At 68.6% G+C, this 19395-nt stretch carries 28 protein-coding genes; 15 read left to right on the top strand and 13 right to left on the bottom strand.

Features of this window, described 5'->3' with window-relative positions; translation table 11 throughout:
• Positions 1-30: 30 nt before the first annotated feature.
• Both BUR28_RS10310 and BUR28_RS10305 read left to right on the top strand, forming a co-directional pair.
• Complete coding sequence (locus tag BUR28_RS10310; RefSeq protein WP_074220039.1) at positions 31-981, top strand: ABC transporter ATP-binding protein; 951 nt, start codon at positions 31-33, stop codon at positions 979-981.
• Positions 978-1529, top strand: a complete 552-nt coding sequence (locus tag BUR28_RS10305; RefSeq protein WP_074220038.1) for a pseudouridine synthase — start codon at positions 978-980, stop codon at positions 1527-1529. Before BUR28_RS10310 ends, BUR28_RS10305 begins: the two co-directional genes overlap by 4 nt.
• A 7-nt stretch (positions 1530-1536) precedes the next feature.
• On the opposite strand, the gene BUR28_RS10300 is transcribed toward BUR28_RS10305, so the two are convergent.
• Genes BUR28_RS10300 through BUR28_RS10290 form a run of 3 tightly spaced genes read right to left on the bottom strand, consistent with a single transcriptional unit; the run spans position 1537 to position 4086 of the window.
• On the bottom strand, positions 1537-2085 hold the full coding sequence (locus BUR28_RS10300; RefSeq protein WP_074220037.1) for a GNAT family N-acetyltransferase: 549 nt from the start codon (positions 2083-2085) through the stop codon (positions 1537-1539).
• 33 nt (positions 2086-2118) lie between these two features.
• Positions 2119-2499 (bottom strand): HIT domain-containing protein, encoded by a 381-nt coding sequence (locus BUR28_RS10295; protein WP_074220036.1) that lies wholly within the window; start codon positions 2497-2499, stop codon positions 2119-2121.
• 9 nt (positions 2500-2508) lie between these two features.
• The gene (locus tag BUR28_RS10290; RefSeq protein WP_074220035.1) at positions 2509-4086 is read right to left on the bottom strand and encodes a DUF5928 domain-containing protein; all 1578 of its coding nucleotides are present in this window, start codon (positions 4084-4086) and stop codon (positions 2509-2511) included.
• 134 nt (positions 4087-4220) lie between these two features.
• Here BUR28_RS10290 and BUR28_RS10285 point away from each other — a divergent pair, with 134 nt between their 5' ends.
• On the top strand, positions 4221-5039 hold the full coding sequence (locus BUR28_RS10285; protein WP_074221600.1) for a sulfotransferase family protein: 819 nt from the start codon (positions 4221-4223) through the stop codon (positions 5037-5039).
• A 157-nt stretch (positions 5040-5196) separates the two neighbouring features.
• Here BUR28_RS10285 and BUR28_RS10280 read toward each other — a convergent pair whose 3' ends face one another.
• Together BUR28_RS10280 and nth are read right to left on the bottom strand one after the other, a co-directional pair.
• Positions 5197-6192: an adenosine kinase gene (locus tag BUR28_RS10280; protein WP_074220034.1), complete on the bottom strand. Its 996-nt coding sequence runs from the start codon at positions 6190-6192 to the stop codon at positions 5197-5199.
• Entirely contained in the window at positions 6189-6833 is a 645-nt protein-coding gene (gene nth / locus BUR28_RS10275) for an endonuclease III (protein WP_074220033.1), read from the bottom strand. Before nth ends, BUR28_RS10280 begins: the two co-directional genes overlap by 4 nt.
• 124 nt (positions 6834-6957) lie before the next feature.
• Between nth and BUR28_RS10270 the strand changes: the two genes are divergently transcribed.
• The 3 genes from BUR28_RS10270 to BUR28_RS10260 all read left to right on the top strand — a co-directional run bounded on the left by BUR28_RS10270 (position 6958) and on the right by BUR28_RS10260 (position 9443).
• Positions 6958-7806 (top strand): methylated-DNA--[protein]-cysteine S-methyltransferase, encoded by an 849-nt coding sequence (locus BUR28_RS10270; RefSeq protein WP_074220032.1) that lies wholly within the window; start codon positions 6958-6960, stop codon positions 7804-7806.
• A 107-nt stretch (positions 7807-7913) separates the two neighbouring features.
• Complete coding sequence (locus BUR28_RS10265; RefSeq protein ID WP_074220031.1) at positions 7914-8579, top strand: YiaD family glycine zipper/OmpA-like lipoprotein; 666 nt, start codon at positions 7914-7916, stop codon at positions 8577-8579.
• Between the two features lie 93 nt (positions 8580-8672).
• Positions 8673-9443 carry a FadR/GntR family transcriptional regulator gene (locus tag BUR28_RS10260; RefSeq protein ID WP_074220030.1) on the top strand — a complete coding sequence of 257 codons (771 nt, stop codon included), beginning with the start codon at positions 8673-8675 and terminating at the stop codon, positions 9441-9443.
• 72 nt (positions 9444-9515) lie between these two features.
• On the opposite strand, the gene BUR28_RS10255 is transcribed toward BUR28_RS10260, so the two are convergent.
• The 6 genes from BUR28_RS10255 to BUR28_RS20080 form a co-directional block, all read right to left on the bottom strand.
• Positions 9516-10076, bottom strand: coding sequence for a F0F1 ATP synthase subunit B (locus tag BUR28_RS10255; protein ID WP_074220029.1), 561 nt, complete (start codon positions 10074-10076; stop codon positions 9516-9518).
• A 6-nt stretch (positions 10077-10082) separates the two neighbouring features.
• Positions 10083-10625: a F0F1 ATP synthase subunit B' gene (locus BUR28_RS10250; RefSeq protein ID WP_074220028.1), complete on the bottom strand. Its 543-nt coding sequence runs from the start codon at positions 10623-10625 to the stop codon at positions 10083-10085.
• Between the two features lie 87 nt (positions 10626-10712).
• Positions 10713-10949, bottom strand: a complete 237-nt coding sequence (locus BUR28_RS10245; protein ID WP_074220027.1) for a F0F1 ATP synthase subunit C — start codon at positions 10947-10949, stop codon at positions 10713-10715.
• 43 nt (positions 10950-10992) lie between these two features.
• Positions 10993-11745 carry a F0F1 ATP synthase subunit A gene (locus tag BUR28_RS10240; RefSeq protein ID WP_074220026.1) on the bottom strand — a complete coding sequence of 251 codons (753 nt, stop codon included), beginning with the start codon at positions 11743-11745 and terminating at the stop codon, positions 10993-10995.
• 2 nt (positions 11746-11747) lie between these two features.
• Positions 11748-12086, bottom strand: a complete 339-nt coding sequence (locus BUR28_RS10235; protein WP_074220025.1) for an AtpZ/AtpI family protein — start codon at positions 12084-12086, stop codon at positions 11748-11750.
• Positions 12087-12140: 54 nt separating this feature from the next.
• Complete coding sequence (locus BUR28_RS20080) at positions 12141-12284, bottom strand: hypothetical protein (protein ID WP_175566933.1); 144 nt, start codon at positions 12282-12284, stop codon at positions 12141-12143.
• On the opposite strand from BUR28_RS20080, the gene BUR28_RS10230 reads away from it, so the two are divergent.
• Complete coding sequence (locus BUR28_RS10230) at positions 12283-12627, top strand: ArsR/SmtB family transcription factor (protein ID WP_074220024.1); 345 nt, start codon at positions 12283-12285, stop codon at positions 12625-12627. The genes BUR28_RS20080 and BUR28_RS10230 overlap by 2 nt on opposite strands.
• On the opposite strand, the gene BUR28_RS10225 is transcribed toward BUR28_RS10230, so the two are convergent.
• Positions 12624-13505: a DMT family transporter gene (locus BUR28_RS10225; protein WP_256370898.1), complete on the bottom strand. Its 882-nt coding sequence runs from the start codon at positions 13503-13505 to the stop codon at positions 12624-12626. The genes BUR28_RS10230 and BUR28_RS10225 overlap by 4 nt on opposite strands.
• A 2-nt stretch (positions 13506-13507) precedes the next feature.
• Positions 13508-14377: a LysR family transcriptional regulator gene (locus tag BUR28_RS10220; protein WP_074221598.1), complete on the bottom strand. Its 870-nt coding sequence runs from the start codon at positions 14375-14377 to the stop codon at positions 13508-13510.
• A gap of 103 nt (positions 14378-14480) precedes the next feature.
• Here BUR28_RS10220 and BUR28_RS10215 point away from each other — a divergent pair, with 103 nt between their 5' ends.
• From BUR28_RS10215 to rimM, 8 genes are all read left to right on the top strand, one after another.
• A complete protein-coding gene (locus BUR28_RS10215) occupies positions 14481-15074 on the top strand; it encodes an FMN-dependent NADH-azoreductase (protein ID WP_074220023.1) in 594 nt (197 codons plus the stop codon).
• 249 nt (positions 15075-15323) lie between these two features.
• The gene (ffh, locus tag BUR28_RS10210; protein ID WP_074220022.1) at positions 15324-16832 is read left to right on the top strand and encodes a signal recognition particle protein; all 1509 of its coding nucleotides are present in this window, start codon (positions 15324-15326) and stop codon (positions 16830-16832) included.
• Entirely contained in the window at positions 16829-17386 is a 558-nt protein-coding gene (locus BUR28_RS10205) for a GNAT family N-acetyltransferase (RefSeq protein ID WP_254813730.1), read from the top strand. Before ffh ends, BUR28_RS10205 begins: the two co-directional genes overlap by 4 nt.
• Positions 17386-17991, top strand: a complete 606-nt coding sequence (locus BUR28_RS10200) for a GNAT family N-acetyltransferase (RefSeq protein ID WP_074220021.1) — start codon at positions 17386-17388, stop codon at positions 17989-17991. The genes BUR28_RS10205 and BUR28_RS10200 overlap by 1 nt, the downstream gene beginning before the upstream one ends.
• Positions 17984-18280 carry a chorismate mutase gene (locus BUR28_RS10195; RefSeq protein ID WP_074220020.1) on the top strand — a complete coding sequence of 99 codons (297 nt, stop codon included), beginning with the start codon at positions 17984-17986 and terminating at the stop codon, positions 18278-18280. Before BUR28_RS10200 ends, BUR28_RS10195 begins: the two co-directional genes overlap by 8 nt.
• 38 nt (positions 18281-18318) lie before the next feature.
• Complete coding sequence (gene rpsP / locus BUR28_RS10190; protein WP_074220019.1) at positions 18319-18693, top strand: 30S ribosomal protein S16; 375 nt, start codon at positions 18319-18321, stop codon at positions 18691-18693.
• 12 nt (positions 18694-18705) lie between these two features.
• Positions 18706-18849 carry a hypothetical protein gene (locus BUR28_RS20075; RefSeq protein WP_175566932.1) on the top strand — a complete coding sequence of 48 codons (144 nt, stop codon included), beginning with the start codon at positions 18706-18708 and terminating at the stop codon, positions 18847-18849.
• A 7-nt stretch (positions 18850-18856) separates the two neighbouring features.
• Positions 18857-19366 (top strand): ribosome maturation factor RimM, encoded by a 510-nt coding sequence (gene rimM, locus BUR28_RS10185; protein WP_074220018.1) that lies wholly within the window; start codon positions 18857-18859, stop codon positions 19364-19366.
• Positions 19367-19395 lie beyond the last annotated feature (29 nt).

Below are 19395 nucleotides of genomic sequence, written 5' to 3'. Positions count from 1 at the left end.
AGCATTGAGCGGGCGACGAAAGGAACCGAGATGGACGGAAACGCGATCGAGATCGAGGGGCTGCGCAAGGTCTATGCCGCCAGCGGCAACCAGCCGCCGAAGGAAGCGCTGAAGGATGTCGACCTCGAGATCCCCGCCGGCTCGATCTTCGGGCTCCTGGGGCCGAACGGCGCGGGAAAGTCGACCCTGATCAACATCCTCGCCGGGCTGGTGGTCAAGACCAGCGGCAAGGTCCGCATCTGGGGCTTCGACCAGGACGTGAACCCGCGCCAGTCGCGCGCCTCCATCGGCGTCATGCCGCAGGAGTTGAACATCGACCCGTTCTTCACGCCGCGCGCCGCGCTTGAGGTGCAGGCCGGGCTCTACGGCGTGCCCAAATCCCAGCGCGTGACCGACAAGGTGCTTCGGGCCATCGGGCTGGAGGACAAGGCCGAGGCCTACGCGCGCAACCTTTCGGGGGGCATGCGGCGGCGGTTGCTCCTGGGCAAGGCGCTGGTGCACCGCCCGCAGGTGCTCGTGCTCGACGAACCCACCGCGGGCGTCGATATCGAGCTGCGCCAGATGCTGTGGAACAACATCCGCCGGCTGAACGAGGAACAGGGGACGACGGTCATCCTGACCACGCATTACCTCGAAGAGGCCGAGCAGATGTGCGAGGAGATCGCGATCATCAATCACGGCGAACTCATCGCGCGGGATTCGACCGCCGCGCTGGTCGGGCGGATGGACGCCAAGACGCTGGTGATCCACCCAGAGGACGCGGTGCCGACCCTGCCCGAGATGCCCGCGGGCGTGGAGACCTGCCACCGCCGCGACGGGGCGCTTTGCTTCACCTACCGGCGCAGCGACATCCCGACCGGCGCGGTGATCGAGGCGGTGCGGAACGCCGGCATCGTGATCCGCGACATCGCCACCGAGGAGCCCGACCTGGAGGATGTCTTCGTCGAACTGACCTCGTCGCGGGGCAAGGGCGCGGCGTGAGCCGGGTGATTCTGTTCAACAAGCCTTGGGGGGTGCTCTCGCAATTCACCGATGACGGCCCGCCGCGCGAGGATCGCCGCACGCTGGCCGAATTCATCGACGTGCCGCGCGTCTATCCCGCCGGGCGGCTCGACCGCGACAGCGAGGGGCTTATGGTGCTGACCGATGACGGCCGCCTGCAGGCCCGGATCGCCAACCCCCGCAACAAGGTGGCCAAGACCTACTGGGTGCAGGTGGAGGGGCTGCCCTCGGACGACGCGCTTGCCGCCTTGCGCGCGGGCGTGGCGCTGAAGGACGGCCCGACGCGGCCCGCGCGCGTGCGCCGGATGGAGGGCGACCCGCCCGGTCTCTGGCCGCGCACGCCGCCGGTGCGGTTCCGCAAGTCCGTGCCGGATTGCTGGATCGAACTGACCATCGCCGAAGGGCGCAACCGCCAGGTGCGCCGGATGACGGCGGCGGTGGGCCATCCGACGCTCAGGCTGATCCGCGCCCGCGTGGGCGACTGGACGCTGGACGGGCTCGCGCCCGGGCGCTGGCGCGCCGTCTGAGGGCGTTTCAGCCCCGGTGCCCGGCCGTGCCCGCCGTCCGGGCAAGCGCGGCCAGATCGTCCCAGGCTATTCGTATGCTCGGCACGCGCTGGTCGAAAACCACCTGCTCGAAACGGCCGATCTCCGTTCCGCCAAGTCCGGCGTAGAACCTGCGCGCCGCGGCGTTGCCTGCAAAGACCGCAAGCGTGAGACCGCGGTGCCCGCGCGCCGCCAGTTCGCGCGCGGCATGCCCGACAAGCCGGCGGCCGATGCCCTGCCCGGTCTGGCCGGGCAAGACGTGCAGGTTGTCGAGATAGGCATCGGGCCGACACCAGACCGCGCAGAAGCCCAGCACCCGGCCGGCCCCTTGCCCCGCCGCCGCGACGAGCACCAGATCGCCTTCCCGCGCGGTGTATTTCCGCCACGTCCGCGCAAGGCCGTCTTGGATGTCGCCGGTCAGCCGTGCGTCCGAGAACTCGCCGCGATAGGTCCGCTGCCAGCTTGCCGCGTGAATCTCCGCGATCTGCGAAAGATCGCCGCCGGTGGCCGGCCGGATGGTGATGCCTCCGCTGACCAAGGCTCCTATCCGCGCCAGGGCAGGCGTGGCGCCCTATTCCTGCGCCAGCATCCGCCCGAGGTCGCGCCCCCCCAGGATATGGACATGCATGTGCGGCACCTCCTGCACGCCGTCCGCGCCCGCGTTCGAGATCAGGCGGAATCCATTCCCGCCCTCGCCCGGCTGCACGCCCTTCAGGCGGCAGACCTGGCCGATGGCCTGCGTGAAATCGGCGATTTGGGCCTCCGACGCCGAAAGCGCGAAGTGGTCGTGGCAGACATAGGGCCCCTTGGGGATGACCAGCACGTGCACCGGCGCCTGCGGCGCAATGTCGTTGAAGGCCAGCGTGTGCTCGGTCTCCAGAACGGTGTCGTTCGGGATCTCGCCCCGCAGGATCTTCGCGAAGATGTTCTGGTCGTCATACTCGTAGGCCATGGCCCCTCCTCAATCGGCGAACAGGAATTCGGTTGCGGCGATCTCGCGGGCCTGATCGTAGGGGATCGAGAGGAACTCCGACAGGGGCTGCGCGTTGTCTTCCGGGCTTCGACCTTCCTCGATGCGGTAGACATCGCCGAACCGCGCGTCGCGGATCCGGTCGCTCTCGAAGGCGATGTCATGGCGGATCGTGGGCAGGACGCGCGCCAGCACGCCGGGCGGGGTGTGTGCCCCCGCCAGCCCCACGCGCCGGGCATGGCCGGCGAGGTAGTCGTCGCTGAACCGGCACTGCACGTCCAGCAGTCTCGTGCGGGCGGGGTCCGCGTGGAAGTCCTGCATCAACTCGAAACTGCCGGGGTCGATGCACAGGATCATCCGGTCGGTGCCGAAATGGTCGAACAGCATCCGCAAGAGCGCGCGCCGGTGGCGCATCCGCTTCTCCAGCGTCGTCTGGATACCGCCGAGATCGGGCAGCGCGGTGTCCTCCTCGTTGAAGAGGTAATCCAGCGCGGGCAGGTTCGTCCGCTGCCGGATGCGTTCCAGCAGCCGCTTGCCGACATGCCATTTCTTGCAGGTCACGATCATCAACTCGCGCCCCGGGCCGAGCGTCGAGTCCGCCTCCCAGATGCGGGGCGCGAAGCGGCGCCCGACGCGGCCGCGGCCGGTGAGGTAGCTGTAGAGATTGCGTCCCTCGTCCGAGATTTGGAAGTCGACCCCGCTCGCGGTGTAGAGCGCGCCGAGCCGGCGTTTCAACTCGTGCGCCTCGGACGAGATCTTGCGCGCGAACAGAAAGTCCTGCCCCAGGAGCAGATCGTAGTGGTCGTTGTAGAAGGTGACCGGCATTCCGTAATCCGAGAACATCAGGAATGTCGGCGTGCGGTTCGTGATCTCGTCCTCGGGCACCAGGTGCCGGACGAGGGTCTGGAAGAAGGTCTCGTCGGGAATCCATGTCGTGCGAAAGAACCGCACCACGTCGGGCCGCGCGCGGATGAAGTCCAGCACCGCCTCGACGGTGCGGCGCCTCAGGCACCACCACTGGCTGCCGATCATCACCTGCAGATCGGCGGGGATCGCGCGGTCCAGCCCCAGCCGCCGCTGCAGCGCGAGCGCGCCATAGAACAGCCGCTTGCGCCGGCGCTCGTTGAAGAGGTGGCGATAGGTCAGCCGCTCGGCCTTGAGCCCGGTCTTGATCCAGTCGGACGCGAAGAAGTCGAAGCTCTCGATGTAGTCGGCGTCCTCCGCATCGAGGAAGGCATGGACGTATTCGGCCGACTTGATCGCCCGGCAATCGCCCGAGAGCATGTAGAAATGCGTCGCGTCCGGGAACGCCGCCTCGGCCGCCCGCAGCGCCGCCAGCGTGGCGGCGACCAGCGACCACTCGCCCCAGCCGCATCTCACCCGCCGCTGCGCAAAGGCGACGGACGGGTTCCCGGCGAGCGCCGCGCGGACGCGGTCATACGCCGCCCGCGGCGCACGCGCGTCGAAATGGATCGCGACCAGATCGCCGGCCGCGGTCAGTTGCGCGGCCTGGCGGATGACCTCCTCGGGCGCCTTGTGGCACAACAGGATGTAAGCGATCTTGGCCATCGGCCCCGGCTCGGTCCCTCGTGTCGACTGCTTGCGGCGACCATGGGCCGGTGTCGTTGAAAGAATGTTAAAACTTTGCCTTCTAGTAGTTGCCCCAGGCGGCGCGAAGACCCGCCGGGCATTTGGAGGCGGGCATGGGCTTCCCCGGAACCTGGATGACGACGAGCGAGAGCCTGGTCTATCGCGTCGTCCCGAAATGCGCCTGCTCGACCATCGGCCAGATCATGTATTTCTCCGATCACGGGGAATTCTTCGACGGCGACATCCACGATGCGACGACCGGCCTTCACAAATGGGCGCAGGAGGACAGCCACGCCCCCATCGAACGCGTGGTCCGCGGTCACGGCGCTTATGCCTTCACCTGCGTCCGCAACCCCTATTCCCGGATCCTGTCCTCGTTCTTCGACAAGATCTGCGGGATCCAGCGCAACGGCAACCGCTACCGCGGCAAGCTGGTGCCGATGCTGATCCAGAAATACGGGATCGAGGTCGGGGGCCCGGACGGCAGGGACGACTTCGACCAGATCGCCAGCTTTCGCCGGTTCCTGCTGTTCGCCCGCGACACGATTCGCTGGCGCCGCCCGATGGACCCCGACATCCACTGGTCGGCGATGTCGGGGCACATCTCCACCTTCATCGCGGGCGGTGGCCGCTACGACCGTATCTTCTTCACCGAGGCGTTCGACGACGGCATGCGGGCGGTGCTCGACGCGGTCGAGATCCCGCACCCGGTCGACCTCGCGGCGATTCCCCGCTTCAACGAATCCGAAGGCCACGGCCCGAAACGCGCCCACCCGGTCGAGGCCTATTTCGACGACCTCTCGATGCATCTCGTCTACGAGATCTACAAGCGCGACTTCGAACTATTCCGCTACGATTTCGAGAACCCGGCCAACCGCCGGCCCAAGGGCGAGGTCGACCTCGACGAGGTCCACGCCAAGCTCGGCGACTGACCGCCCCGCGTCTTCTTGGCGGCAATACTCCGGGGGAGTCGCCCGGGTCCCGGGCGACGGGGCAGAGCCCCCGCGCGGCCCCGGGCCGCGCCACCCCCAACCCCGGACAAGCGCGGCGCCAGCCGCGCGCCGGCCCGGGGGCGGGAGCGCCCCGGCCTCAGGTCAGCCCGTGCTCGCGGAACAGCGCGCCCAGGTCGGCCTCGGCCCGCGCGCCGATATGGGAGATCACCTCGCTCGCCGCGACGCAGCCCATCCGGCCGCAGGTCTCCAGATCGTGCCCCGCGGTCAGCCCCCACAGGAACGCGCCCGCGAAAAGATCGCCCGCGCCGGTCGCGTCCACCACCTTCGTCGGGATCGCCGGCACGTGCCAGTGCCGCCCTTCGGACAGCACATGCGCGCCATGCTCGCTCTCGGTGCAGGCGACGATGTCGACCTCGGCCGCCGCCCGGCTCAGCGCCTCGTGGAAATCCTCCGTCTCGTACATCGACAGGATCTCGGCGCGGTTGGCGAACAGCAGATCGACGTCCTCGCGGATCATCCGGCGGAAGGCGTCGCGGTGGCGTTCCACGCAGAACGGGTCCGACAGCGTCAGCGACACCCGGCCGCCCGCCGATTTCGCCGCCCCGATCGCCTTTGCAAAGGCCTCGTGGCTGTCCGCCCCGTCGAAGCGATAGCCCTCCAGGTAGATCCACTCCGCGCCGGCCACCTGGCGTTCGTCGATATCGGCGGGCGTCAGGTGCTCGGTCACGCCGAGATAGGTGTTCATCGACCGCTCGCCGTCGGGCGTGACCAGCACGATGCAGCGCCCGGTCTCCCCCTCGGTGTCCGTCGGGGCCGGCGCGGTGTCGTAATCGGCGCCCTGCGCGCGCAGGTCGTGGGCGAAGATCCCGCCCAGCTGGTCGTCCTTGACCTTGCCGACATAGGCGGTGCGCCCGCCCAGATGCGCGATGCCGGCGATGGTGTTCGCGGCGGACCCGCCCGAGATCTCCTGCGCCGGGCCGATCTGTCCGTAAAGCTGCACCGCGCGTTCCATGTCGATGAGCTGCATGATGCCCTTCTGCACCCCGTGGGTGTCCAGGAAACTCTCGTCGGCATGGGCCAGAACGTCGACCATCGCGTTACCGATGCCGACGACGTCGTAGGGTTTGGTCATTCGGTCTTGTCCTCGTATGGGCAGAGATCGCGGATCAGGCAATTGGGGCACATCGGCTTTCGCGCCTTGCAGACATAGCGGCCGTGCAGGATCAGCCAGTGATGGGCGTGGCGCTGGAACTCGGCGGGCACGTTGTCCTCGATGGCGCGCTCCACCGCCTCGGGCGTCTTGCCGGGCGCGATGCGGGTGCGGTTGCCGACACGGAAGATATGCGTGTCGACCGCCTGGGCGGGCAGGCCCCACCACATGTTCAGCACCACGTTCGCCGTCTTGCGCCCCACGCCCGGCAGCGATTGCAGCGCCGCGCGCGAGGACGGCACCGCGCCGCCATACTCCTCGACGAGGATGCGCGACAGCTTCATCACGTTCTTCGCCTTGTTGCGATAAAGCCCGATGGTCTTGATATGCTCGGTCAGCCCCTCCTCGCCGAGCGCCAGCATCTTCTCGGGCGTGTCGACCTTGGCGAACAGGGGCCGCGTCGCCCTGTTGACCCCCGCATCCGTCGCCTGCGCGCTCAGCGCAACGGCCACCAGCAGGGTATAGGCGTTGACATGCTCCAGCTCGCCCCTGGGCTCGGGCTCGGCCGCGTGAAAGCGGGTGAACATCTCGTGGATGGTCCGATAGTCCAAGGGCTTGGCCATGGCTTTCCTATGCCCGCTGCCGCCGTCCGGGGCAAGGGTGCAGGCCGCCGCCTTTGGCGCAGCTTTCGGGTCGCGCGGGGCAGGGCGGGGGCCTATCCTGCGGGGCAGGGAAAGGAGACGCGCCATGCCGAGCGATGCGGAAACGGGCTATCATTACGGGGTGATCCGCCGCGCCATCGAGCGGATCGATGCCGCCGGCGGCCGGGCGCTGCCGCTGGACCGGCTGGCCGCCGAGATGAACATGAGCCCCGCGCATTTCCAGCGGGTGTTCTCCCGCTGGGTCGGGGTCTCGCCCAAACGGTATCAGCAATACCTGACGCTGGGTCATGCGCGCGCCCTGATGCGTGAACGCTTCACCACGCTCGAGGCGGCCGGGGCGCTGGGCCTGTCGGGGTCGGGGCGGCTGCACGACCTGTTCCTGACATGGGAGGCGATGAGCCCCGGGGACTACGCGCGCCGGGGCGCCGGCCTGACGATCCGCTACGGCTTTTTCCCAAGCCCGTTCGGCGACGCGCTGGCGATGGCGACCGACAAGGGGCTCTGCGGACTCGCCTTCACCGAGGAGACGGGCCGCGCGGCGGCGCTGGACGACATGGCCGCGCGCTGGCCCGCGGCGGAGTTCGCCGAGGATGCGGTGCGCGTCGCGCCGCTTGTCGAGGCGCCCTTCTCGGGCACGGGCGAGGCGCGGTTGCACCTGATCGGCGCACCGTTCCAGATCAAGGTATGGGAGGCGCTGCTGTCGATCCCGTCGGGCCAGGTCACCACCTATTCCGAAATCGCCCGCACCATCGGCCATCCGACCGCGGTGCGCGCGGTCGGCACGGCGGTCGGCCGCAACCCGGTCAGCTTCGTGATCCCCTGTCACCGCGCCCTGCGCAAATCCGGCGCGCTGGGCGGCTATCACTGGGGTCTGCCGGTCAAGCGCGCGATGCTTGCCTGGGAGGGCGCGCGGGCCGACGCGGAGGCGGGCTGACGGACCGGCGGGATGCCGCCCAACGCCCTCACCCCCTCGCGCCGATCCGCCGTCTCGCCTATAGTCGGGCGGTGGCCGGAACACCGGCGACGACGGATGAGGCAGACATGACCCGAGCACGCAAGACCCTTCTACTTCTCGCCGCGGGCGGTTTGGCGCTGGGCGCCTGTACCGACCCGGCGACCCAAACCAACGATCCGCGCCAGCGCACCAAGGAAGGGGCCGCGCTCGGCGCCGGCCTCGGGGCGCTTGCCGGGATGATGATCGGCAAGGACGGCGACGACGACGCCCGCGACGCCCTCGTGGGGGCGGCCGTGGGCGCGGCCGCCGGCGCCGCGATCGGCAACCAGCTCGACAAGCAGGCCGCCGAACTCGAGCGCGATTTCAGCAGCGACGAAATCCGTGTGGTCAACACCGGCTCGGAACTGGTGGTCACGATGCCCCAGGGCATCCTCTTCGCCACCGACAGCGCCGCGGTGCGCCCCGACCTGCAGGCCGATCTGCGGGTGCTGGCGCGCAGCCTGAACGACTACCCGAACACCACGGTGGACGTGATCGGCCATACCGACAACACCGGCCCGGCCAGTTACAACCAGGACCTGTCCTCGCGCCGTGCCGGATCGGTCGCCGCGGTGCTGACCGGGGCCGGCGTCACGCCGTCGCGCATCCGCGCCTATGGCCGCGGCGAGGATCAGCCGGTGGCTTCGAACCTGACGCCCGAGGGCCGGGCGCAGAACCGCCGGGTCGAGATCGTCATCCGGCCCACGGCCTGATCCGGTCCCGCCCCGCGACGGGCCGCGGCGGCGCTTTCCGTTGCGAATGTCCTGAAGTGGTCATATCTTTTGACCACTTCAGGAGCGTGGCCCATGCCCTTTCAGAAAGTCCAGCCGGAACGCCTTGCCACGGCCGTGGTGCGCCAGATCGAACTCTTGATCCTGCGCGGCATCCTGCGGCCCGGTGAACGCCTGCCCGCGGAGCGCGAACTGGCCGACAAGCTGGGCGTGTCGCGCCCCTCGCTGCGCGAGGCCGTCGCCGAGTTGCAGGAGCGCGGGCTGCTGGTCAGCCGCCCCGGTGCCGGCATCTACGTGGCCGAGGTGCTGGGCGCGGCGTTCTCGGACGCGCTGATCCGGCTCTTCGCCACCCATGACGAGGCGCTTTTCGACTACATCGCCTTCCGCCGCGACCTGGAAGGGCTGGCGGCCGAACGCGCGGCGCGGCTGGGCTCGGACACCGACCTGCAGGTGGTAGACGCGATCTTCGCCAAGATGGCGGCGGCGAACGGCAAGCGGAACCCGGCGGACGAGGCGCGGCTGGACGCGGAATTCCATCTCGCGATCATCGAGGCCAGCCACAACGTGGTGATGCTGCACATGATGCGCGCGATGTTCGACCTGTTGCGCGAGGGCGTGTTCTACAACCGCCAGATCATGTTCCGCCAGCGCACGACCCGCGCGATGCTCCTGGACCAGCACCGCGCGATCAACGATGCGCTGCAGGCGCGCGACGGGCCGGGGGCGCGGGCCGCGGTCGAACGGCACCTGACCTATGTCGAGGGCGCACTGTCGGACCACCTGCGGTCCGAGAAGAACGAGTCGATCGCGCTGTTGCGGCTTCAGCACGAGTTGGGCAAGGACTAGCCCGGCGCGGCGGACGGGCATGAAAAAGGCCCGGCGAACGTGTCGCCGGGCCCTTCTGAACGAGTGCGCCGCTCAGTGCAGCTTGAGCTTCGACTGCACCTCGCCGATGGCATCGTCCACCAGGCGGTCGGCGGTCTGGTCGGTCATCTGCTTGGCGATGACGTCGCGGGCGGCCGCCACGGCGACCGTGATGGCCTTGTCGCGCACTTCCTTGACCGCGCCGGCCTTGGCGGATTCGATCTGCTCGTCGGCAGCGGCCAGCCGGCGTTCGATCGCGACCTTGAGGTCGTCCTTGGCCTTGGCCGCGGCGGCCTCGGCTTCGGACCGGGCGGTCTCGACGATGCGTTCGGCCTGTTCCTGCACTTCCTTCTGCTTGCGCTCGTAGGTGGCAAGGACCGTCTGCGCCTCCTCGCGGAGCGCGCGGGCCTCGTCCAGCTCGCGCTGGATGCCCTCGGCCCGCTTGTCGAGCATGCCCGCCAGCTTCCCCGGTACCTTGAGGTAGACGAGGATCGCCACGAAGGCGAGGAACGAGATCAGCACCACGAAATCGGTGTTGAACAGCGAGAAGAACGGGCCGCTGGCGGCGAAGGCGGGGCCGGCCGCAAGGATCAGCGCGAGCGTGAGTCTCTTCATCCCGGACTATCCTTTCAGCTTGGCGTCGACCGCCGCGGTGACGGTCGGGGCCTCGGCCTTGAAGCCCATCGCCTCGACCACGTCGGCGGCGGTCGCGCGGGCCACTTCGGTCACGTTTTCCATCGCGTTCGCCCGGATCTCGGCGATCTGCTTCTCGGCCTCGGCCGAGCGCGCGGCGATTTCCGCATCAGCCTTGGCGGTGGCGGCGTCGAGGTCGGCCCGGATCTCGGCCTTGGTCTCGGCGACGATCCGCTGCGCCTCGGCGCGGGCATCGGCCAGCGCCTTTTCATAGGCCTTCTCGGCCTCCTTGGCCTTGAGCTTGTATTCTTCGGCCGCGGCGATGTCGTTCGAGATCGTGCCCTGCCGCTCGGCCAGGACCGCGCCGATGCGCGGCAGCGCGATGCGCGACAGCACGAAGTAGATCACGAAAAGCGTGACGACGAGCCAGAAGATCTGGTTCGGGAAGGTCGAGAAGTCGAGCTGCGGCATGCCGACCGCTTCGCCCCCGCCGTGCGCGGCGCCTTCCGCGACATTCGTTTCTGTTGCCATGGCGTCCCCCTGGAACCCGGAATTACACCGGGTGGGCGCGTGTTGTCACGCCCCACCCGGCCGTAAGGATCGGAACTTGAGGGCGTCTTAGACGGCGAACATCAGCAGCAGCGCGACGAGGAACGAGAAGATCCCCAGCGCTTCGGCGAACGCGATACCGATGAACATGGTGGCGGTCTGCGAGGCGGCCGCCGAGGGGTTGCGCAGCGCGCCCGAGATGTAGTTGCCGACCACGTGGCCCACACCGACGGCGGCGCCGCCCATGCCGGTGCATGCAAGACCGGCCCCGATGTAGGCGCCCATTTGAACGATATCGCCTTCCATGTCGATTACTCCTTACGTTGGAATTGGCAGATGTCGGATTGCGTCAGTGGTGCGGATGCAGCGCATCGCGCAGATAGACGCAGGTGAGGATCGCGAAGACGTAGGCCTGGATGAACGAGACCAGCGTCTCCAGCGCGTAGACGGCGGTGATCGCGGCCAGCGGGAAAACCGCACCGATGCCCAGCACGCCGGCGAAGCCCGCGAACACTTTGATCACAGCGTGGCCGGCCATCATGTTGCCGGCAAGTCGGATCGAGTGGCTGACCGGCCGCACGAAGTAGGAAATCACCTCGATGATCGCCAGGATCGGGCGCAGGGCCAGCGGTGCCTGCTCGATCCAGAACAGCCGCAGGAAGCCCGCGCCATGCTTGACGAAGCCCAGGATGGTGACGGCGAAGAACACCGCCAGCGCCATGGTCGCCGTCACCGCGATATGCGAGGTCGTGGTGAACGCGGTCGGGATCAGCCCGAGGAAGTTGGCGAAGACGATGAACATGAACAGCGTCATGATGTAGGGGAAGTACTTCAGGCCGTCCTTGCCCGCGATGTCCTCGACCATCTTGTAGACGAAGCCGTAGGCCAGCTCGGCGATCGACTGCATCCGCGAGGGCACGATGGCGCGCCCGCGGGTGCCGATCACCAGAAGCCCGACCACGCAGAGCACCGCAAGCCCCATCCAGAGCGTCGCGTTGGTGGGGGTGTACCAGTGCACGGTGTCGCCGCCGAAGAGGGGCGTGATGATGAACTGGTCCATCGGGTGGATCTGGAGGCCGCCGGTCGCTTCTTCGCTCGCCACGTTCAATCCCTCTTCTCGTCCTCGGCCGCCTGGGCCGCCTGTTGCCGCTGCACCTCCTGCGCCGAGCGCAGCATCACGCGGATGCCGGCGGCGAGGCCCAGCAATATGAACAGCACCAGGAAGATCGGCATGGTCCCCAGCCAGAGGTCCAGCGTATACCCGATGCCGAAGCCGATCCCCAGACCGGCGACAAGCTCGATCACCATCCGCCAGGCAAGGTGGGCCTGGGAATAATGCTCGTCCTGGTGGCGCGTCGCTGGCTCCCCGGCCTCGGCCTTCTTGAGGGCCTTGATCCGGGCTTCGAGCCGCTCCAGCCGCTCCCGTTCTTCCGGATCGATCATCGCGAGCGCCCCTTCGGACAGTCGCCGAGAACGTAGAGAGGGGGGGTGTCGGAGTCAAGCGGCTTGAGGTGGCAGCAAGGTATTGATATAAAAAGATTTTATATCGTGCTGCATCGCCGCATTGGTGCCGGCGCGACCTCCTCCATATTCAACCGAACGGTTGACGAACGGCCTGCCCGCGCCCAATGCTGCCGCCATGGACGACCAACTCGATACCGTCTTCGCGGCGCTGGCCGATCCGACGCGGCGCGCGATCCTGGCGATGCTCCTTGAGGACGACATGGCGGTGACCGACGTGGCCGAGCCGTTCGACATGTCGCTCGCCGCGGTTTCCAAGCATCTGGCGATCCTGGGCCGGGCGGGCCTGATCAGCCAGGAAAAGCGCGGCCGGGTCAAGTGGTGCAAGCTCGAACCCGACGCGCTGCGCGACGCCTCGATCTGGATGCAGGGCTTCGGCCAGTTCGAAGCCGTGAATCTCGATGCGTTCGAGCGGTTCCTGGAGGTCGAGCTGGCGGAGACGCCGCCAAGCCCGCGCCCCTAGCCCTCGTCCTTCAGCAACAGCCCGAGCGCCACCCCCGTCAGCGCGATTCCGCCCAGCACCAGGCCGCGCGGCGCACCGTTGCCCAGCACGATCTCCCAGCCGATCACCCAGCTCGGCGTCAGGTAGGTGTAGGCCATCACCTTGGCCGAGGGCAGCCGCAGCGCCGCGTATTGCAGCAGCACGAAGGTCGCCGCGCTGGCGAAGATCGCCAGGTAAAGCGTCACCCACCACACCCGCGCCGGCAGCGCCGCCCAGTCGGTCGCGCCGATCGCGGGCCAGCCATACAGCCCCAGCAGCAGCAGCGCGGCCATCATCATCCCGAAGATGAAGACGACCGCGGGTTCGCCGCGGTTGAACTTGCGCACCAGCGGCGTGTAGGCGGCGTGGCAGGCGGCGGCGACGAAGAAGATCGCCTCCCCCCGCCCGATATCCAGCGCGATCAGCGCCGCCGGGTCGCCGCGAAACACCACCCACAGCGCGCCCGTGGCCCCGATGGCCAGCGCCAGCCCCATCCGCGCGGTGGTCCGCTGGCGCAGAAGCAGCCAGCCGAACCCCGCCGACATCAGCGGCGTCAGCGTGAAGATCGCCGCGGTCGAGACCGGGGGCGCCGTCTTCAGCGCCTCGAACATCAGCACGAAATAGCTGGCGAAGAGCGCGCCGAGCACCCCGAACCGCCACGGCGCGCGAAAGCGGTGCAGCCCGAGGCCCGGGCCCAGCGCGGCGGCCGCCCCGATCACCACGCCCGCCAGCGCGAAGCGCAGCGCCGTCAGCGCCACCGGGTCGATCGCGTTGGCGATGGTCTTGCCGAAGCTGAAAGACCCGGCGACCAGCGCCGAAAAGGTCAGCATCGCAAGATGGCCGCGCGCGGCCTCGGACAGGCTCACGGCCAGTCCTGCGCCGCCGACTTGAGCGCCGCGGTCAGCGCCTGCACCTTGGCCGTGCGGTGCAGGTCCACATGGGTCACGAGCCAGACGGTCACGTCCCAGTCGGGCCGGGGCGGGCGCATTTCGACCAGGTCGGGCAACTCGCGCGCGCGCCATACCGGAACGAAGCCGATCCCGGCCCCCGCCTGCACCGCCTCGACGGCCGCCCGCCCGTCGCCCGCGCGGAACGTGATCCGCCCGGCCGGAACGTTGGCGTGGAGCCAGCGGTTGAACGGCGCGCGATGCGTCTCGTCGGTCGGCCCGACGAAGCGATGCGCCGAGAGATCGTCGCCCAGCGGCCCGTGTGCCGCGACATAGGCGCGATGGGCGAACAGCGCACAGCGCTGGACATAAAGCTGTTGCACGATGTTGTCGGGCTCGTCCGGCCGGGTGCCGGCCCGCACCGCCACATGCGCCTCGCCGTATTCGAGGCGGTAGAGGCGTTGGTCCGCCATCAGGCGCACGGACAGGTCGGGATGGTCGGACTGGAACCGGGCGAGTGCCGGCACCAGAAGCGGTGTCAGCGAGTCAACCGTCGTCACCGCCAACTCGCCGGTCATCGCCGACCCGTGGCCGCGCAGGCGCCCGGCAAGCTGGCCGAACTGCTCGGCGGTGACCTGGGCCACCTGCAGCAGGTCCTCGCCCGCCTCGGTGGGGGTGTAGCCGCGCGCGTGGCGCTGGAACAGCTTGACCCCGAGGCGGGTCTCCAGCGCGTCGACATGGCGGATCACGGTCGCGTGATGCACGCCCAACGCCTCTGCCGCACCGCTCACCGTGCCCAGCCGGGCCACGTGATAGGCGGTGCGCACCTCGTCCCAGTTCTCCAGATTCATCTGTGCGTCACCTCACATCCGATGTTGATTCTGGGAAATTGTGTTCGCTGCCGCAAGGGCCATTTTCCCATGAGGATTTGCACCACGGAGATTTCCCATGCCCCAGACCATCCTGCGCATCGACAGCTCGGCCCGCCGCGAGGGCTCGGTCTCGCGCGCGCTGACCGACCACATCGTCGCGCATCTTGCCGATGACGCAACGAATGTCGTGACCCGCGACCTGGCCGACGGCCTGCCGTTGCTGAGCGCCGACTGGATCGGCGCGAATTTCACCCCCGAGGCCGAGCGGACCGACGCCCAGCGCGCCGAACTCGCGCTCTCGGACGACCTGATCGCCGACCTCAGGGCCGCCGACACCGTGGTGATCGGCCTGCCGGTCTACAATTTCGGGCTGCCCGCTGTGCTCAAGGCGTGGATCGACCTCGTGGCGCGGGCGGGGGTGAGCTTCCGCTATACCGAGGACGGGCCCGAAGGCCTTCTGGGCGACCGGCGCGTGATCGTCGCGGCCGCCTCGGGCGGCACCGCGCTCGGCTCCGAGATCGACTTCGCCTCGACCCACCTGCGCCATGTGCTGGCATTCCTCGGCCTGACCGACGTCACCGTGATCGGGGCCGACCGCCTGGCCGTCGCGGGCGACGCCTCGGTCGAGGCCGCGCATCGCGCGGTCGACGCGCTGCCCCGCGCCGCCTGACCTCCGGCGCGTGCCCGTCCGCCGGTCGTGCGGGCACGCTTGACTCCTGCGCCCATCCGTGGCTTAAGCCGCGCCGATATCCGGAACGGTCCCGCGCCTTCCGGTCCCGGGGTCAGACCCGGGATCGCCCCCCGTCAGCGAGGTTTCGCCCACGGGGGCGAAACGCGTTTGGCGCCTTTGGCGCTGACAAATCAGGCGTCCCCACCCACATTCGGGGGCAGGTGCAACGGTCGACGGAGGGCAGCGCCCATGTTCGAAAGTCTTTCAGATCGCCTGTCCGGCGTCTTCGACCGGCTGACCAAGCAGGGGGCGCTGAGCGAGGACGACGTCAAGACCGCGCTGCGCGAGGTGCGCGTGGCACTCCTGGAGGCGGACGTCTCGCTCCCCGTCGCGCGCAGCTTCGTCAAGTCGGTGCAGGAAAAGGCGACCGGGCAGGAGGTGACGAAATCGGTCACGCCGGGCCAGCAGGTCGTCAAGATCGTCCATGACGAACTGGTCAACGTGCTGACCGGCGACGGCGAGCCCGGCGCGCTGAAGATCGACAACCCGCCCGCGCCGATCCTGATGGTGGGCCTGCAGGGCGGCGGCAAGACGACGACCACCGCGAAACTCGCCAAACGGCTGAAGGACGTGAACGGCAAGCGGGTGCTCATGGCCTCGCTGGACGTCAACCGGCCCGCGGCGATGGAACAGCTCGCCATCCTCGGCCGCCAGATCGAGGTGGACACCCTCCCCATCGTGCCGGGGCAGAAGCCCGTCGACATCGCCAGGCGCGCCAAGCAGCAGGCGGCGATGGGCGGCTATGACGTCTACATGCTGGACACCGCCGGCCGGCTTTCCATCGACGAAGAGCTGATGGCCGAGGTCGAGGCGGTGCGCGACGTCGCCAACCCGCGCGAGACGCTGCTGGTGGTCGACGGGCTGACCGGCCAGGACGCGGTGCACACGGCCGAGAATTTCGACGACCGGATCGGCATCTCGGGCGTGATCCTCACCCGGATGGACGGCGACGGCCGGGGCGGTGCGGCGCTGTCGATGCGCGCGGTCACCGGCAAGCCGATCAAGTATGTCGGCCTGGGCGAAAAGCTCGACGCGATGGAGGAGTTCCATCCCGAGCGGATCGCGAACCGCATCCTCGGCATGGGCGACATCGTTTCGCTGGTGGAAAAGGCCCAGCAGACCATCGAGGCCGAACAGGCCGAGCGCATGATGAAGCGCTTCCAGAAGGGTCAGTTCAACATGAACGACCTGAAGATGCAGCTGGAACAGATGCTCAAGATGGGCGGCATGGAAGGCATCATGGGCATGATGCCCGGCATGGGCAAGATGTCCAAGCAGATGGAGGATGCGGGCTTCGACGATTCCGTCCTGCGCCGCCAGATCGCGCTCATCAACTCGATGACCAAGAAGGAACGCGCCAACCCGCAGATCCTCCAGGCCAGCCGCAAGAAGCGCATCGCCAAGGGGGCCGGGCTGGAGGTGCCGGAACTCAACAAGCTGCTCAAGATGCACCGGCAGATGTCGGACATGATGAAGAAGCTCGGCAAGAAGGGCGGCCGCGCCATGCTGAAAAAGGCGATGGGCGGCATGTTCGGCAAGGGCGGCATGCCCGACATGGGCAACATGGACCAGAAGGCGCTGGAGGATGCCGCGCGCAAGATGGGCATGCCCGGCGGCGGCATGCCGCCCGGCATGGGCGGCGGCATGGACCTGCCGCCGGGTCTTGGCGGCATGGGCGGGCTCGGCAAGAAGAAGTGACCGACGCGGCCCGCATAGCCGATCCGACGACCCTCGAGATCGCGTTCCCCGTTCTGGAAACCGAGCGGCTGGTCCTGCGCGGCCCGCGGCCCGAGGACTGGGAGGCGCACGCCGCCTTCGCCACGTCCGACCGGGCGCGTTTCGTCGGCGGTCCGTGGTCGCGGCGCGAGGCCTGGCGCGGGTTTGCGGCGCGCTGGGGCCATTGGGCGATGCGCGGCTTCGGCATGTTCACGGTCACCCGGCGGGGGTCGGACGCAGCGATCGGCACGATCGGGCCGCATTTCCCCGAAGGCTGGGCCGAACCCGAGATCGGCTGGATTCTCTACGGCGGCGCCGAGGGGCAGGGGCTCGCCCGCGAGGCCGCGCTGGCCTGTCGCGACCACGCCTATCGCGTGCTCGGCTGGACCACGGCGATCAGCTACATCCATCCCGACAACGCGCGGTCCCGCGCGCTGGCCGGGCGGCTGGGCTGCGAGATCGACCCCGCCGTGCCGCACCCCTTCGACGAGCCCTGCCTCGTCTACCGCCACCCCGGCCCGGAGGCGGTGCGCTGATGGCCCATACCGCGATCCCCGTGCTGGAGACCGAGCGGCTGGTCCTGTGCGGCCCGGCGCCCGAGGACTACCCGAATTTCGAGGCGACCTTCACCAGCTACCGCGCGCGCTTCATGGGCGGGCCGCTGTCCGAATACGAAAGCTGGATGCTTTATGCCGCCGAGATCGGGCACTGGCAGATCCACGGCTTCGGCATGTGGATGATCCACGACCGCGAGACCGATGCGACGCTGGGCATGGCGGGCGGCTGGTATCCCAAGGGCTGGCCGGAACGCGAGATCGCCTGGGTGATCTGGCCCCGCGTCGAGGGGCGCGGCATCGCGCTGGAGGCGGTGCATGCGGTGCGCGGCTGGTGCTACGACGAACTCGGCTGGCAGACGGCGGTCACCTATGTCGACCCCAAGAACCTGTCCTCGGTACGGCTGTGCGAACGCCTGGGCGCCGAACTGGACGCCGCCGCCGAGACCATCGACAGCCACGACGTGGTCTATCGCCACCCGTCGCCTGCGCGGCTGAAATCGGGCCAATTGTCCGATGGAATTCAGATGGAAATCCGATGCTATTCCGATCCGCTTTTCAAGAGCAAAGGAGTGCCCCTTGACTGACGACGCCCAACGCGCCGCGGACCTGCTCAGGGAGCACCGCGACAGCATCGACCGGCTGGACGCGATCCTCGTCTATACGCTGGGCGAGCGGTTCAAGCACACCCAGGCCGTGGGCCGGCTGAAGGCCATGCACGGCCTGCCGCCCTCGGACCCCGCGCGCGAGGAGCGCCAGATCGCCCGGCTCGAGACCCTCGCCTCCGAGGCCGATCTCGACCCGGAATTCGCCAAGAAATTCCTGGCCTTCATCATCCAGGAAGTGATCCAGCATCACCGGAAACACCAGCAATAGGCATATTGCCGACACGCCAACGAACAGGAGAAACTGACATGGCACTGAAACTTCGTCTCGCCCGCGGCGGCTCCAAGAAGCGGCCCCATTACAGCATCGTGGTGGCCGACAGCCGCATGCCCCGCGACGGCCGCTTCATCGAGAAGCTGGGCACCTACAACCCGCTTCTGCCCAAGGACAGCGAGGATCGCGTCAAGATGAACATGGAGCGGGTGACCCACTGGATCGGCCAGGGCGCCAAGCCCACCGACCGCGTGTCGCGCATGCTCGAGGCTGCCGGCGTTCTGGACAAGAAGCAGCGCAACAACCCCAAGAAGGCCGAACCGGGCGCGAAGGCCAAGGAACGCGCCGAGGAGCGGGCCGCGAAGGCCGCCGAGGCCGAGGCCCCGGCGGAAGAGGCCCAGGCCGAGTAATCGGCGCGCGCAATGCTGCGGCTCTTCGCGATCCTGTTCCTCTTCGGCGGCGTCTGGCTGGGCATGACGCTCGAACGGTCGATCCAGTCCGGGCGCTGCCTGGACGCCGGCGGACAGGTGGATGCGCGGGGGCTGTGCATCGGGGCGAAGCGATGAGGCGGGGATGAGCGAGGCGCGGGTCTGCGTGGGTGCGATCGCCGGGTCCTTCGGGGTCCGCGGCGAGGTGCGCCTGAAGAGCTTCTGTGCCGAGCCCACGGCCATCGCCGGGTATGGCCCGCTGAGCACCGAAGATGGTGGCCGCCGGTTCGAGGTGACGCTGGGCCGCCCGGTCAAGGGTGGCTTTGCCGCGCGCCTGTCCGGCGTGACCTCGAAGGAGGCGGCCGACGCGTTGCGCGGTACCCGGCTTTACGCCCCGCGGGCGAAGCTGCCCGACCTGGCCGAGGACGAATTCTACCACGCCGACCTGATCGGGCTGGCGGTGGTTGATACCGGCGGCCAGGTTCTCGGCCGCGTCCGCGCCGTGCACGATCACGGGGCGGGCGACCTTCTGGAAGTTCACGGGCCGGGCCTGAAATCCACCGTGCTTCTGCCTTTCACCGAGACCTGCGTGCCGACCGTCGATCTTGCGGCCGGCCGACTCATTGCGGACCCGCCCGACGGGCTGTTTCCCTAGACCTGCGTCATCATCCCTCAGAGGACAGA

Origin of the sequence: Rhodovulum sp. ES.010 (assembly GCF_900142935.1) — a bacterium.
GTDB lineage: Bacteria > Pseudomonadota > Alphaproteobacteria > Rhodobacterales > Rhodobacteraceae > Rhodovulum.
Note: the sequence above shows the minus strand (reverse complement) of the source record. Positions and strands in the feature narration are given on the sequence as shown.